The sequence below is a fragment of the Micromonospora sp. M71_S20 genome (assembly GCF_003664255.1).
GTDB lineage: Bacteria > Actinomycetota > Actinomycetes > Mycobacteriales > Micromonosporaceae > Micromonospora.
Genome location: NZ_RCCV01000001.1, coordinates 1524052 through 1538512, shown reverse-complemented (window position 1 = coordinate 1538512; position 14461 = coordinate 1524052). Strand labels below are relative to the sequence as shown.

Genomic DNA, 14461 nt, shown 5'->3' with positions numbered 1-14461 from the left:
ACACCATCTTCGGTCGCCGGCGGTCCCGGGTCTTGAACATCGATGCTCGGTTGACGGTCGTCGACCAGATCGGCGACCTCGCCGACGACCGGTTCCTCGATGACTTCGATCGGGCTCCGGCTCAGTCGGGGCGCCCCTGGGCGAGCAGCCGGCGCAGGCGGGCCGGCGGGTGGCCGACGTGCTCCCGGAGTACACGGGTGAGGTGCGCCTGGTCGGCGAAGCCGTGCTCCGCCGCCACGGCGCGCAGCGGCCGTCCGTCCGCCTCGGCGAGGGTGTCCAGCACCGCCTGAACCCGCAAGCGGTTGCGGTAGGCGGTGAGGCTGCTGCCGGTGACCCGCTGGAACACCCGGCTCAGGTGGTGTGGTGAGGCGCCCACCTCCCGCGCCACCTGGTCGAGCGTGAGGGAGAAGTCGCGGACCATGAGCACTTCCCGGGCCCGGTCGGCGAGGCGCCGGTGGGCGGCCGCGGTGGCGGGGCGCCGGCCGACGACGCGTCCCAGGTCCGCCCCCGGTGGCTCGGCCCGGCCGCTGACGAAGTCGAGCACCCTGCCGACGAAGCCGTGCAGCCGCTCCGCCATCTCGAACGGGTCCAGCCCTCGCCGGAACTCCGTGACGAGCATCCGGTGTGCCAGGTCGAGCGGTGTGTCCGAGGTGCCGTCCCAGCCGGCGGTCGCCAACCAGCGCGCCCCGTCCCGGTGCTCGGCGAGGACCGCCGGCTCGATCTCCAGGCAGGTGAACGTGTCGCAGCCCAGCGGGTGGGACACCTGCATCTCGTCGCCCGGCCGGGTGAGCAACAGCGAGGTGGCGTCCGAGAACGTCGTACGACCGTTGATGCGCCGCCGGTAGGCGCCCGACCGGCCGAGGATGATCCTGTGACGTTGCACGACTGTCGGTGCCAACCAGCCGTGGTACTCGACGACGCAGTGCGCCTCGGAGATCGAGATCCCCGCCGGGTGGCCCAGCACCCGCCAGCGGCAGGGTGTGGGCATCAGGCGTGGGTCGCTGCCGATTCCCTCAGGCATCCGTCCTCCCCCTCGGGTGGCCCAACGCGGATTGTCGAGGAACCAACCTACGCGGGGGTGGTTCGTCCGACCGGAGAGATAGTGTCGACCGGTGGACCCCCCGTCCGACCGGACGAGGGGTGATCGTCGTGTCGTCCGCTGGAAGTGATCACATGCTCACCGGTCTGTTCTCCGCCGCCCTGGCCGACCCGGGGCTGGCCCGGGCACGTGACCTGGCGCGCTCCGGTGCCGCGCAGGTCGACGGCCTCGACATCACCGCGCCGGCCGCGCTGCGCCCGTTCGCGGTCGCCGCCGTCGCGGCCGACCAGGCCGGCGACGGCGGGTCGGGCGGCGGCGCCGGTCGTCCGGTGCTCGCCGTGACCGCCACCACCCGCGAGGCCGACGACCTGGCCGCCGCGCTGGGCAGCCTGCTCCCGCCCGAGCAGGTGACGGTCTTCCCGTCGTGGGAGACGCTGCCGCACGAGCGTCTGTCGCCCCGCTCCGACACGGTCGGCCGGCGGCTGGCCGTGCTGCGCCGCCTGGCGCACCCCGCCTCGGCCGACGCGCACGGCCGCACCGGCCCGTTGCGGGTGATCGTGGCGCCCGTCCGGTCGTTGCTGCAACCGCAGCTCAAGGGGCTCGGCGACCTGGAGCCGGTGCAGCTCGCCGCCGGGGCAGAGGCCGACCTGGAGGAGGTCGCCCGCCGGCTCATCGACATGGCGTACGCGCGGGTCGACCTGGTCACCAAGCGGGGCGAGTTCGCCGTGCGCGGCGGCATCCTCGACATCTTCCCGCCCACCGACGAGCACCCGTCGCGGGTCGAGTTCTGGGGCGACGAGGTGGAGGAGATCCGCACCTTCGCCGTCGCCGACCAGCGCACCATCGAGCAGGTGCCGCAGCTGTGGGCGCCGCCGTGCCGGGAGCTGCTGCTCACCCCGTCGGTGCGCAGGCGTGCCGCCGCCCTCGCCGAGGAGCACCCGGAGTTGGCCGAGATCCTCGACAAGCTGGCCGAGGGCATCCCGGTGGAGGGCATGGAGTCCCTCGCCCCGGCGCTCATCGGCGCCGACTCGATGGAGCTGCTGCTGGACGCCATGCCGGCCGGCACCCACGTGCTGCTGTGCGACCCGGAGCGCATCCGCACCCGGGCGCACGACCTGGTGCGTACCTCCGACGAGTTCCTCCAGGCGAGCTGGGCCGCGGCCGCCGTCGGTGGCCAGGCCCCGGTCGACCTCGGCGCCGCCGCCTTCCGGACCCTGGCCGACGTACGCGCCGTCGCGGCGAAGCTGCGCCAGCCCTGGTGGACGCTGTCGCCGTTCGGCCTGGTCGAGGCGGACGCCGCCCCGGCGCGGCAGCCCTGGGAGGACGGGCCGGAGGCGTACGACGTCACCCCCGACGACGCGATCGCGGTGACCCTCTCCGCGCAGCCGGCCCCGCTCTACCACGGCGAGACCGCCCGGGTGGTCGACGACCTCAAGCGCTGGACCGGCGAGGGCTGGTCGGTCGCGCTGGTCTTCGAGGGGCACGGCCCCGCCCAGCGGGCGGTCGAGGTGCTCCGCGACGCCGGCCTCGGCGCGCGGCTGACCGAGGAGATCCCCACCGCGCCCGCCCCCGGCGAGGTGCTGGTCGCCTGCGGCAGCCTGACCGGCGGCTTCGTCGACGAGGCCTCCCGGTTCGTGCTGCTCACGGGCAACGACGTCACCGGCGGGCGGGGCACCTCCACCCGCGACATGCGCAAGATGCCGAGCCGGCGGCGCAACACGATCGACCCCTTGGAGCTCAAGGCCGGCGACCACGTCGTGCACGAGCAGCACGGCATCGGCCGCTACGTCGAGCTGGTGCAGCGCACCGTCAACGGCGCCTCGCGGGAATACCTGGTCATCGAGTACGCCCCGAGCAAGCGCGGCCAGCCCGGCGACCGCCTCTTCGTCCCCACCGACCAGCTCGACCAGCTCTCCCGCTACGTCGGCGGCGAGCAGCCCACCCTGCACAAGATGGGCGGCTCGGACTGGCAGAAGTCCAAGGCCCGGGCCCGCAAGGCGGTCAAGGAGATCGCCGCCCAGCTCATCCAGCTCTACGCGGCCCGCAAGGCGTCGAAGGGGCACAACTTCGGCCCCGACACGCCGTGGCAGCGGGAGCTGGAGGACGCCTTCCCGTGGCAGGAGACGCCGGACCAGCTCGCCGCCATCGAGGAGGTCAAGCGGGACATGGAGCAGACCGTCCCGATGGACCGGCTGATCTGCGGCGACGTCGGCTACGGCAAGACGGAGATCGCGGTCCGGGCGGCGTTCAAGGCGGTGCAGGACGGCAAGCAGGTGGCGGTGCTGGTCCCCACCACGCTGCTGGTGCAGCAGCACTACAACACGTTCGCCGAGCGGATGAGCCAGTTCCCGGTGACCATCAAGCAGCTCTCCCGCTTCCAGACGCCGAAGGAGGCCGAGCGGACCCTGGAGATGGCCGCGGCGGGCACCGCCGACATCGTCATCGGCACCCACCGGCTGCTCCAGGCGGCCACCCGGTTCAAGTCGCTCGGCCTGGTCATCGTCGACGAGGAGCAGCGCTTCGGCGTCGAGCACAAGGAGCACCTGAAGACGATGCGCGCCTCGGTCGACGTGCTCAGCATGTCGGCCACCCCGATCCCGCGCACCCTGGAGATGGCGATCACCGGCATCCGGGAGATGTCCACCATCGCCACCCCGCCGGAGGAGCGGCACCCGGTGCTGACCTTCGTCGGGGCGTACGACGAGCGGCAGGTGGCCGCCTCCATCCACCGGGAGCTGCTCCGCGACGGGCAGGTCTTCTACCTGCACAACCGGGTCGAGTCGATCGACAGGACGGCCCGGAAGCTGCGCGAGCTGGTGCCCGAGGCGCGGGTCGCGGTGGCGCACGGCCAGATGGGCGAGGAGGCCCTGGAGAAGGTCATGGTCGGCTTCTGGGAGAAGGAGTTCGACGTGCTGGTCTGCACCACGATCGTGGAGTCCGGCATCGACATCCCCAACGCCAACACCCTGATCGTGGAGCGGGCCGACCTGCTCGGCCTGGCCCAGCTGCACCAGATCCGCGGCCGGGTCGGCCGGGGCCGGGAGCGGGCGTACGCGTACTTCCTCTACCCGCCGGAGAAGCCGCTCACCGAGCACGCCCACGAGCGGCTGGCGACCATCGCCCAGCACACCGAGCTGGGCGCCGGCATGTACGTGGCGATGAAGGACCTGGAGATCCGGGGCGCCGGCAACCTGCTCGGCGGCGAGCAGTCCGGGCACATCGAGGGCGTCGGCTTCGACCTGTACGTGCGGATGGTCGGCGAGGCGGTCTCCGCGTTCAAGGGCGAGCGCCCGGAGGAGGAGACCGAGGTCAAGGTCGACCTGCCGGTCGACGCCCACCTGCCGCACGACTACGTCGCCGTGGAGCGGCTGCGCCTGGAGATGTACCGCAAGCTCGCCGAGGCCCGCGACGAGGAGCGACTGCGCGAGGTGGTCGCCGAGATGACGGACCGCTACGGCGAGCCGCCCGCACCGGTGCAGAACCTCGTCGCCGTGGCCCGGTTCCGGCTGCTGGCCCGCCGGTACGGCCTGGCCGACGTCTCCATGCAGGGCAAGCACATCCGGTTCGGCCCGTTGCCGCTGCCCGACTCGAAGCAGCTGCGGCTCAAGCGCTACCACCCGGACTCGGTCTACAAGCAGGCCCTCGACCAGGTCAGCGTGCCCCGGCCGAGCACCCGGCGGGTGGGCGGCGAGCCGCTGCGCGACCAGGCCCTGCTGGAGTGGTGCGCGCAGCTGCTGAAGGACGTGCTGGGCGAGCCGGCGGTGGCGGGAGCCTCCGCCCGGTGAGCGGCGGTCGACGATGGCCGGGCGGCAGCCGGCGAGCGACCAGGGGGCGGGACCCGGGCCGGCACGGGACGGACGCGCGGGCAGACCGGTGGGCGGTGTCACGGCGGCCCCGGGCGGCATGAGAGAGTGACCGACATGCGTGCTCGCCGTCTTGTCGCCGTCGCCAGCGTGGCGCTCGGCCTCGTCGCCCTCTCCGGTTGCCGTGCCGAGCCCGGTGTCGCCGCCTACGTCGGTGACCTGCGGATCACCGAGGATGCCGTCACCGGGGTCGTCGACGACCTGCGGGCCAAGAACCCGACGCCGACGGGGCAGCCCGAGGCGCCCGAGGGGCAACCCCCGGCGCAGGTGCCGCAGCTGCCCGACCGCGGCCAGATCGTCAGCATGCTGGTGCTCTCCGAGGTCTGCGAGCGGCTCTCCGCGGACAAGAACTACCAGCCGCGCGGGCAGGTCGCGCCGGAGCAGCTCGCCCAGCAGATGGGCCTGTCGCCCGACACCGGCTACGTGCGCCGGTCCGCCGAGCTCTACAACTGCCTGTCGGGGGTGCCGACCGGTGCGCCGGCCGAGCCGACCGCGCAGGATATGAAGGACGTGGTGGCGGCGGGCCGCAAGGCGGGCGCCATCCCGGCCGACGTGCCCGACGAGGCGGCCGCCCGCCAGCTCGACGGCGAGCAGCTGCGCGGCGCGCTGGCCACCCGCAAGTCGCTGGCCGAGGCGGTCGCCGCGTACGACGTGACGGTCAACCCCCGCTACCGTCCGCTGGAGTTCCCGGTGCTGAGCTTCTCCGGCAACGCGCCGGCCGTGAGCGTGCCGCTTGGCGAGGCCGGCTCCGACGCGGTCACCGACGTCTCCACCCCGGATCCGCTGCCCACCGCCGGGCCGCAGGCGGCCGGCGGGACCGACAGCTGAGCATGCCCGCCCGGATCGTCCTGCTCGTCACCTCGCCCCGGCTGCCGGCCGGGCTGCTGACCGCCGCCGCCTGGGACGTCGTACGCCGGCACCCGGTGCTGGCGGGGGCGGAGAGCGAGCTGACGACGGCGGTCCGCGCGGCGGGCGCCGAGGTCACGGTGGTCGACGGCCGGGCGACGCAGGCGCTGCTCGACGCGGCGGCGACGCACGGCGTCGCGGTGTGGCTGGCCGGCCCGGCCGGCGACGAGTCGCTGGCCCGCGAGCTGGGCCTGCGGCTGGCCCGCGAGCCCGGCCTGGCCGAGCTGGAGCTGATGTACGGCTCCTGGGATCCGCCGGGCGCCCGGCTGCTCGACGCGGTGGCGGTGATGGACCGGCTGGCCTCCCCGGGCGGCGACCCCTGGAAGCGCGCGCAGACCCACCGCAGCCTCGCCGGCTTCCTGCTGGAGGAGTGCTACGAGGCGTACGACGCGATCAGCGCCGGGGACACCGACGCGCTGCGCGAGGAGCTGGGCGACGTGCTGCTCCAGGTGGTGCTGCACGCCCGCCTCGCCGAGGAGCTGCCCGAGGGGGAGCGGTGGACTGTCGACGACGTGGCTGGCGGGCTAATCGACAAGATGGTCCGGCGCAACCCGCACGTCTTCGCCGACGCGGCGACAGGCACCCTGGAGGAGATCGAGGCGAGCTGGGAGCGGATCAAGCGGGCCGAGAAGGCGCGTGACTCGGTGCTCGACGGCATCGCGCTGAGCCAGCCCGCCCTCGCCCTGGCCGCCAAGATCCTGGAGCGCGCCGGGCGGGTCGGCCTCGCCGTACCGCCGCCCCTCGCGGATTCCCAGGTGGACCCGGAGGCGCGGCTCGGCGCGAGCCTGCTCGCCTCGGTCGCGGCGGCCCGCGAGGCGGGCCTGGACCCGGAGGCGGCCCTGCGCCGCGCCGCCCTGGCCTACGCGGACGCGGTCCGCGCCGCCGAAAAGGCCTGAGTCGACCCGGTAGGGTCGGCGGGTGGAATCGTTTGTGCCGCTCGCGGAGCGGATCGTCGACGCGTTGCTCCAGAGCCGGCCGGGGCTCGCGACCTCCACCGGCGACCACCGGTACGACGATCGGCTGCCGGACCTCTCCGCCGAGGCGGTCGCGGCCGACCGGACCATGCTCAAGGAGGCCGCGGACGCGCTCGCCGAGCTGGACCCGGACGCCCTGGACGTCGAGGAGCGCGTCGACCACGCGCTGCTCACCTCGTTCGTGGACCGGGAGTTGTTCGAGTCCGGCGACATCCGCGCACACGAGTGGGACCCGCTGCGGCACAACCCCGGGCCGCTGCTGCACGCGCTGCTCGCCCGCCCGTACGCCCCGGTGGACGTGCGGCTGACCAGCCTGGCCGGTCGGCTCGCCGCCGTACCGGACGCGCTGGCGACCGCGCGCGCGACGCTGCGCGACATGCCGCGCATCCACGCCGAGACGGCGGTCGGGCAGTTCACCGGCACGGCGGCGCTCATCCGCGACGAGGTGCCGGGGCTGCTCGCGCAGGCCCCCGCCCTGTACGACCGGGTCGAGCCGGCGGCCACCGCGGCGATCGCGGCGCTGGAGGAGTTCGTCGCGTGGCTGCGCCAGGGCCTGGCCGCCGACGCCGGCCCCGGGCGGGACCCACGGCTGGGCCGCCGCCGCTGGGAGGCGCGGCTGTGGCACACCCTCGACACCGAGCTGGGCGCCGCCGAGATCCAGCGCCGGGCCTGGGCCAACCTGGACCGGGTCGGCGAGGAGATCCGCGCGGCGGCCGTCGAGCTGGTCGGCGGCCCGGCCGACGACGGGACGGTACGCCGGGCGCTGGACCTGCTGGCCGCCGAGCATCCGGACGACCACACGATCGTGGACCTCGCCTCGGTCACCCTGGACGAGGCGACCGACTTCGTGCGCGCCCACGACCTGGTCACCCTGGTCGACGATCCGTGCGTGATCCAGGAGATGCCCCAGTTCGCCCGTGGCGTGGCGGTCGCCTACTGCGACTCGCCCGGCCCGCTGGAGACGGCGGACGTGCCGACCTTCTACTGCATCGCGCCCACCCCGGCGGACTGGCCCGCGCACCGGGTCGAGTCGTTCTACCGCGAGTACAACGACCACATGATCCGCAACCTGACGGTGCACGAGGCGATGCCGGGGCACTTCCTCCAGCTCGCCCACGCCCGCCGGCACGTCGGCCCCACCCGGGTACGCGCGCTGACCGAGTCGGGCCCCTTCATCGAGGGCTGGGCGGTCTACACGGAGGAGCTGATGGCGGGCCTCGGCTTCGGCGGCCTGCCGGTGCGGTTGCAGCAGCTCAAGATGCAGCTCCGGATGACCATCAACGCGCTGCTGGACCAGCTCGTGCACTGCGAGGAGCTGCCGGAGGCCGAGGCGATGGCGCTGATGACCGGGCGGGGCTTCCAGGAGGAGGGGGAGGCGGCCGGCAAGTGGCGGCGCGCGCTGCTCACCTCGACGCAGCTCTCGACGTACTTCGTCGGCTACAGCGAGGTGGCCGCGGTCGCCGCCGCCCGCCCGGCCGGCGTGTCGGTGCGCGAGTGGCACGACGCGATGCTCGCCCACGACTGCCCGCCCCCGCGGCACCTGCGCACCCTGCTGGGCGTGTGACGGAGGGCGGTGGCCCGGCGCCGGGCACGGACCCGCCGACGGGGGTCGGTCACGAGCTGGCCGGGCGGCGGTCCACGACGCCGGCGTCGGGCGGCAGGTCGAACACGGTGCCGTCGACCGTCTCGCGGTAGCGGCTCAGCGCCAGCTCGACCTGACGGCCGTCGACCCGGCCGGTGAAGCTGCCCAGCACCCCGTCGGTGGTCACGCAGGCGGTGAAGTCCCCGGCCGACTGCGTCACGTCGACGCAGGTGGCGTGGTGGCCGGCGAGGGTGGTGTCGCTCTGCTCGATCACCGCCTCCGGGTCCAGCGCGGCGGTGGTGAGCAGCCCCACGACGACCGGCGGCGTGAGCAGCCCCCGCTGCTTGGCCTCGGTGAACATGGTCACCGTGGGCTTCGCGTTGGGCGCGGGCGGTGCCTCCAGGGTGCAGGTCGCGCGGCCGGCGCCGGTCTCGCAGCGGGTCGTCGCCTCCGGGGTGACGGTGAGCTTGCCGCCGGGCCAGGTGTATGCGGAGCGGGCCGGATCCTGGGCCTGGGCGATGGTGGCGGTCTGCCCGCCGGGGAGCTGGTAGTCGGCGGAGTACGTCAGCTCCAGGGCCCGGTCGAGCCGGGCGGCCAGGTCGTTCACCAGGTCGGACCGCCCGATCGCCCGGCCGGCGTCGTCGAGGGTCTGGCAACCGGTCACCGTGAGCGACGCGATGACCGACACGGCGAGCATGCGGAGGGTGGTCGAGGCGGCGGGCATGGCGACCAGCCTCGCCGATCAAGTCAACCGCGCGCAAACCCGTTGCCGGTTGAGGCACGAGAATCCGGGAATGTCCGTGTAAAGCACTGCCCGGAGGCAGGTTTCGGGTCGGGCCGGCGAGCGCCCGGACCGCCCGCGTCCGAGCGTCGCCCGATACGCTGCGTTCAACAACTGCCTCAGCCGCACCGTCGCGGCCCATACCGGACCGGAACACACAAACGAGGAGCGACTCAGTGGCAACCATCGAGGGAATCGTCGCGCGGGAGATTCTGGACTCGCGGGGCAACCCGACCGTCGAGGTCGAGGTCGGGCTCGACGACGGCACGATCGCCCGGGCGGCGGTGCCCTCCGGCGCCTCCACGGGCGCCTTCGAGGCGATCGAACTGCGCGACGGTGACGCCGACCGCTACCAGGGCAAGGGTGTCGAGAAGGCGGTCTCGAACATCGAGGACAAGATCGTCGACGAGCTGATCGGCTACGAGGCCAGCGAGCAGCGGCTGATCGACCAGAAGATGCTCGACATCGACGGCACGGACAGCAAGTCCGAGCTGGGCGCGAACGCCATCCTCGGGGTCTCCCTGGCGGTGGCCAAGGCGGCGGCCGGCAGCGCCGAGCTGAGCCTCTTCCGCTACCTGGGCGGCCCGAACGCGCACCTGCTGCCGGTGCCGATGATGAACATCCTCAACGGTGGCGCGCACGCGGACTCGAACGTCGACATCCAGGAGTTCATGATCGCGCCGATCGGCGCGCCCAGCTTCCGTGAGGCGCTGCGCTCCGGCGCGGAGGTCTACCACGCGCTGAAGTCGGTGCTGAAGAAGAAGGAGCTCTCGACCGGTCTCGGCGACGAGGGCGGCTTCGCGCCGAACCTGCCCACCAACGCTGCCGCCCTGGACCTGATCGCGGAGGCGGTGGAGAAGGCCGGCTACCGGCTCGGCACCGACATCGTCTTCGCGCTCGACGTGGCCGCCACGGAGTTCTTCGACAACGGCACCTACACCTTCGAGGGCACCGCGAAGACCGCCGAGGAGATGAGCAACTACTACACCAAGCTCGCCGGCGACTACCCGATCGTGTCGATCGAGGACCCGCTGGCCGAGGACGACTGGACCGGCTGGCAGACGCTGACCGCCTCGCTCGGCGACCGCATCCAGATCGTGGGCGACGACCTGTTCGTCACCAACCCGCAGCGCATCGCCCGCGGCATCGCCGAGAAGGCCGCCAACGCGGTCCTGGTGAAGGTCAACCAGATCGGTTCGCTGACCGAGACCCTGGACGCGGTGGACCTGGCCCACCGGGCCGGCTTCAAGTGCATGATGAGCCACCGCTCCGGCGAGACCGAGGACACCACCATCGCCGACCTGGCGGTGGCCACGGGCTGCGGCCAGATCAAGACCGGCGCCCCGGCCCGCTCGGACCGGGTCGCGAAGTACAACCAGCTCCTGCGGATCGAGGAGGAGCTGGCCGACGCGGCGCGGTACGCCGGTGCGGGCGCCTTCCCGCGCTACCGTTCCGTCTGAGACGCGCGAGGCCTCGGGGGAGGGGTGTGACGATGCAGCAGCGCCGCACACCGGGCGGTCAGCGCCCCGCCCGCCGGCCGGGTCACACCGGCCGGCCGGGCGGGGCCCGGGGCGCCCGGACGTCGGTCCGCGAGGGCGGTGTCCGCGCCGAGCCGCGGGCCACGGCCGGTCGCGCACCGGGGGCGGCCCGGGGCGCGGAGGGGGTACGCTCCGCGAGCCGGCCCGCCGCGGCCCGTCGTACGGCCGCCGGCACCGTCAAGCGGCTCTCCGCACCCCGCTCCCGGGGCTTCACCGGGCGGGCCACCGTGCTCTTCGCGGTGCTGATCGCGCTCGCCCTGGCCTACACCTACCCGGTGCGCGTCTACCTGGACCAGCAGGCCGACATCGAACGGATGGAGGCCGCCCAGGCCGCCCAGCGGGAGGCGATCGAGGAGCTCTCCGAGCGGGCGGCCAAGTGGCAGGACCCGGAATACATCAAGATCCAGGCCAGGGAGCGGTTCTTCATGGGGCCGCCGGGCGAGACGCTGCTGGTGGTGCTCTCCGACCCGGCTGGCGCCGCCCGGGACGCCGGTTCGTCCGCGGCCCCGTCGGCGCCGGTCACCCCCGCTTCCTGGTACGACACCCTCTGGTCGAGCGTGCAGGCCGCCAACGGCGAGCAGCCCGACAGGTGAGCAACACCCGAGCATCGAACGAGAGATCAGCATCGTGACTGTCGTACCACCGCCGGAGCCGGCGGCGGACTCCGTACCCCCGCCGTTGCGCGAACCGGCCACCGAGGCCGACCTGGCCGCGGTGGCCGCGCAGCTCGGACGCCCGCCCCGGGGCACCCGGGCCGTGGCCCACCGCTGCCCCTGCGGCCTGCCGGACGTGGTGGAGACGACTCCGCGCCTGGCCGACGGCACCCCCTTCCCGACGCTGTTCTATCTGACCTGCCCCCGGGCGACGGCGGCGTGCAGCCGGCTGGAGTCGGCGGGGCTGATGAAGGAGATGGCGGACCGGCTGGCCGCCGACCCGGAACTGGCCGCGCGCTACCGCGCCGCCCACGAGGACTACCTGGCCCGCCGGGACGCGATCGGCGAGGTGCCCGAGATCGCCGGCATCTCCGCCGGTGGGATGCCCGGCCGGGTGAAGTGCCTGCACGTGCACCTCGGGCACGCGCTCGGGGCCGGGCCCGGGGTGAACCCGTTCGGCGACGAGACGTTGGAGCTGGTGGAGAAGTGGTGGGCGGCCGGGCCCTGCGTGGACGTGCCGGTGGCGGACTGACCATGGTGGGCGCGGACGGGGGCGTGGCGGGGGCCGACGAGGTCGTGGTGCGGCGGGCCCGCACCTCGGACGTGCGCGGCATCCGGCGGCTCGTCGACACCTACACCGACGACCGGCGGCTGCTCAGCAAGGCCACCGTGACCCTCTACGAGCACGTGCAGGAGTTCCGGGTCGCGGTCCGTGCCGGCGACGGCGCGGTGGTCGGCTGCGGTGCGCTGCACGTGATGTGGGAGGACCTGGCCGAGATCCGGACCGTGGCGGTCGACCCCTCCTGCCGTGGGCGCAAGCTCGGCCACCGGATCGTCGCGGAGCTGATCGACGGCGCCCGTGAGCTGGGGGTGGCCCGGATCTTCGTGCTCACCTTCGAGACCCGGTTCTTCGGCTCGTTCGGGTTCACCGAGATCGACGGCGCGCCCGTGCCGCAGCCGGTCTACGAGCAGCTCCTGCGCTCCTACGACGAGGGCGTCGCCGAGTTCCTCGACCTGGAACGGGTCAAGCCGAACACCCTCGGCAACACCCGGATGCTGCTGCGCCTCTGACCGGCTCGGTGCGCGCGGCCCGAGGCCGCCGGCCGCGCCCGGCCCGCTCAGCTCCGGCGCGGGTGGGCGGCGAAGAAGTCCCAGACGAGTTCGGTGGCGACGAGGCCCGCGTCGGGGGCGGCCAGCTCGCCGGATGCCGCCCCGGGCCACGAGTGCCCCATGTCGGGCAGGGTGTAGACGGTCACGTCGCTGCCGTCGTCGCACCGCGCGTCGGTGCGGGTGACCCGCGGCGCGCCCACCGGCGGTACGCCGGGCTTCGGTGTGCAGCGCAGCCGTCGCTGCCAGGTCCGTACGCCCTCGGTGAAGACGTCGGCGTAGCGGTCCTGCCCGCCGATGAAGGTGATCACCGAGACCGGTCGCCGGGGCACGTAGGTGTCGGGGGCGGTCCGGGGGCCGCTGTAGCCGCCGCTGACCACGCCGATCGCCGCGAAGAGCCCCGCGCCCTCGACGGCGGCCCGGAAGCTCATGTCCCCGCCGTTGGAGATCCCGGTGAGGTAGACCCGGTCCGGGTCGGCCCGCCACGTCCGTACGAGGTGGTCGGTGAGGTCCTTGAGGAAGCCGACGTCGTCGGTCGTCCCGCAGCAGATCAGCGCGTTGAAGCCGCCGTTGCGCCCGTCCGGGTACGCGACCAGGAAGTTCTCCCGGTCGGCCACGGCGTCCAGCCCCACCATGTCCCGCAGACGGGCTCCGCTGCCGGGATAGAAGTGCAGGGCGATCACCAGCGCGGTGGGCCGGGCGGGGTCGTAGCCGGGCGGGGCGTGCAGCAGGTACCGGCGGTCGGACCCGCCGTGCGCCAGGGTGAGCCGATGGTCGCCGGCGGCGGGGCGCTCGACGGCCCCCGAAGGCGACGGGGCCGGCGTGACCCGGGACTGACCCCGGTCCCCACCGCACGCCGTGGCGACGACGGCGAAGACCAGCCCCGTCAGCACTGCCACCGTCCGTCGCACGCCCCGCCCCCTCCGTGACCCCGGTCCACACTGGATTGCCCCGCCCGAACGGGGCAACCCTTTCGGTCCAGGCCGAAGACCGGCAGTCTGCTGGCATGCTCCGTCTCCGCCTGGGACTGGCGGACCTGTGCCGGGTCCGCTTCGCCGACCGCCTGCACCCGGTCGGCATGTCCCTGCTGGCCTGCCAGGCGCTGCACGACGCGGGCACGGCCCGGATGACGCCGGGCCCCGCGGCGGACGCGGCCTCCGCGTCGGGTCCGGTCCGGTCCGCCGCCTCCGTGCTGCGGCACCTGCTTCCCGCACGCGGGCGCCTGCCCGACTTCCTCACCCCGCTGGACGGCCTGGAATCGGTCGCCGCCGGTCTGGAGGCGATCCGGGCGGCCCCCGTCGGGCGCATCCGGGCGGAGGTGACCGCCGCGTACGCGCAGCTGCCCGCGACGCCGCTGCGCAGGCGGTTCGCCGAGGCCGACGGGGAGACGATGAACCTGTTCGGCCGGGCCCTGGGCACCTGGCACGACGCGGTGCTCGCGCCGCACTGGGCCGACCTGACGCAGGCGCACCGGCATCACGTGGCGGGGGCGACCGCGCAACTCGCCACGCACGGGCTGGACGGGCTGCTGAACGCGCTGCACCCGGCGATCCGGTGGGCGGCGCCGACGCTGACGGTGCGTACCTGGTGGAGCGCCTCGCTGGCCGGCACCGGCCACGGCCTGCTCCTGCTGCCCTCGCCGCTGGCCGGCCCGCATCCCCGGGTGCTGGTGGAGCCCGGTCGGCCGGTGCTGGTGGTGTACCCCGCGCCGATGCCGCGCCTGATCAGCGCCACCACCTGCGATCCGCTGGGCCGCCTGCTGGGGGCGACCCGGGCGGCGGTGCTGCGCCGCCTCGCCGGCCCCGGCCGGCACACCACCACGGCGCTCGGCCGGGCCGTCGGGATCAGCATCTCCTCGGCGTCCGAGCACGCGGGGGCGTTGCGGGCGGCCGGGCTGGTCGTCAGCGTCCGGGACGGCGGCGCGGTGCTGCACCGGTTGACGCCGCTCGGCACCGAACTGCTCGGCCGCGACGTCGTCCAGCCCGGCGGCCCCGCCTGACGTAGGGTTTCTGGCGTGA

12 protein-coding genes are annotated in these 14461 nt (G+C 74.1%); 9 read left to right on the top strand and 3 right to left on the bottom strand.

Features of this window, described 5'->3' with window-relative positions:
• Positions 1–121: 121 nt before the first annotated feature.
• A complete protein-coding gene (locus tag DER29_RS06800; protein WP_121396555.1) occupies positions 122–1021 on the bottom strand; it encodes an AraC family transcriptional regulator in 900 nt (299 codons plus the stop codon).
• A gap of 152 nt (positions 1022–1173) precedes the next feature.
• On the opposite strand from DER29_RS06800, the gene mfd reads away from it, so the two are divergent.
• The 4 genes from mfd (at position 1174) to DER29_RS06780 (ending at position 8346) form a co-directional block, all read left to right on the top strand.
• Positions 1174–4824, top strand: coding sequence for a transcription-repair coupling factor (gene mfd / locus DER29_RS06795; protein WP_121396554.1), 3651 nt, complete (start codon positions 1174–1176; stop codon positions 4822–4824).
• Positions 4825–4959: 135 nt separating this feature from the next.
• Entirely contained in the window at positions 4960–5730 is a 771-nt protein-coding gene (locus DER29_RS06790; protein ID WP_121399057.1) for a hypothetical protein, read from the top strand.
• Positions 5731–5732: 2 nt separating this feature from the next.
• Positions 5733–6704: a nucleoside triphosphate pyrophosphohydrolase gene (locus tag DER29_RS06785; RefSeq protein WP_121396553.1), complete on the top strand. Its 972-nt coding sequence runs from the start codon at positions 5733–5735 to the stop codon at positions 6702–6704.
• 22 nt (positions 6705–6726) lie between these two features.
• On the top strand, positions 6727–8346 hold the full coding sequence (locus DER29_RS06780) for a DUF885 domain-containing protein (protein ID WP_121396552.1): 1620 nt from the start codon (positions 6727–6729) through the stop codon (positions 8344–8346).
• 49 nt (positions 8347–8395) lie between these two features.
• On the opposite strand, the gene DER29_RS06775 is transcribed toward DER29_RS06780, so the two are convergent.
• Positions 8396–9088: a hypothetical protein gene (locus DER29_RS06775; RefSeq protein WP_121396551.1), complete on the bottom strand. Its 693-nt coding sequence runs from the start codon at positions 9086–9088 to the stop codon at positions 8396–8398.
• Between the two features lie 233 nt (positions 9089–9321).
• Here DER29_RS06775 and eno point away from each other — a divergent pair, with 233 nt between their 5' ends.
• From eno to DER29_RS06755, 4 genes are read left to right on the top strand one after another with little or no spacing between them, the layout of a single operon-like run.
• Positions 9322–10605, top strand: coding sequence for a phosphopyruvate hydratase (gene eno / locus DER29_RS06770; RefSeq protein WP_121396550.1), 1284 nt, complete (start codon positions 9322–9324; stop codon positions 10603–10605).
• A gap of 32 nt (positions 10606–10637) precedes the next feature.
• Complete coding sequence (locus DER29_RS06765; protein ID WP_121399056.1) at positions 10638–11276, top strand: septum formation initiator family protein; 639 nt, start codon at positions 10638–10640, stop codon at positions 11274–11276.
• Positions 11277–11310: 34 nt separating this feature from the next.
• Positions 11311–11868 (top strand): DUF501 domain-containing protein, encoded by a 558-nt coding sequence (locus tag DER29_RS06760; RefSeq protein ID WP_121396549.1) that lies wholly within the window; start codon positions 11311–11313, stop codon positions 11866–11868.
• 2 nt (positions 11869–11870) lie between these two features.
• Complete coding sequence (locus tag DER29_RS06755) at positions 11871–12407, top strand: amino-acid N-acetyltransferase (protein WP_121399055.1); 537 nt, start codon at positions 11871–11873, stop codon at positions 12405–12407.
• 47 nt (positions 12408–12454) lie between these two features.
• Here DER29_RS06755 and DER29_RS06750 read toward each other — a convergent pair whose 3' ends face one another.
• Positions 12455–13354, bottom strand: coding sequence for a PHB depolymerase family esterase (locus DER29_RS06750; RefSeq protein ID WP_233599665.1), 900 nt, complete (start codon positions 13352–13354; stop codon positions 12455–12457).
• A 95-nt stretch (positions 13355–13449) separates the two neighbouring features.
• Between DER29_RS06750 and DER29_RS06745 the strand changes: the two genes are divergently transcribed.
• On the top strand, positions 13450–14442 hold the full coding sequence (locus DER29_RS06745) for a helix-turn-helix transcriptional regulator (RefSeq protein ID WP_121396548.1): 993 nt from the start codon (positions 13450–13452) through the stop codon (positions 14440–14442).
• The last annotated feature ends 19 nt before the right edge of the window (positions 14443–14461 follow it).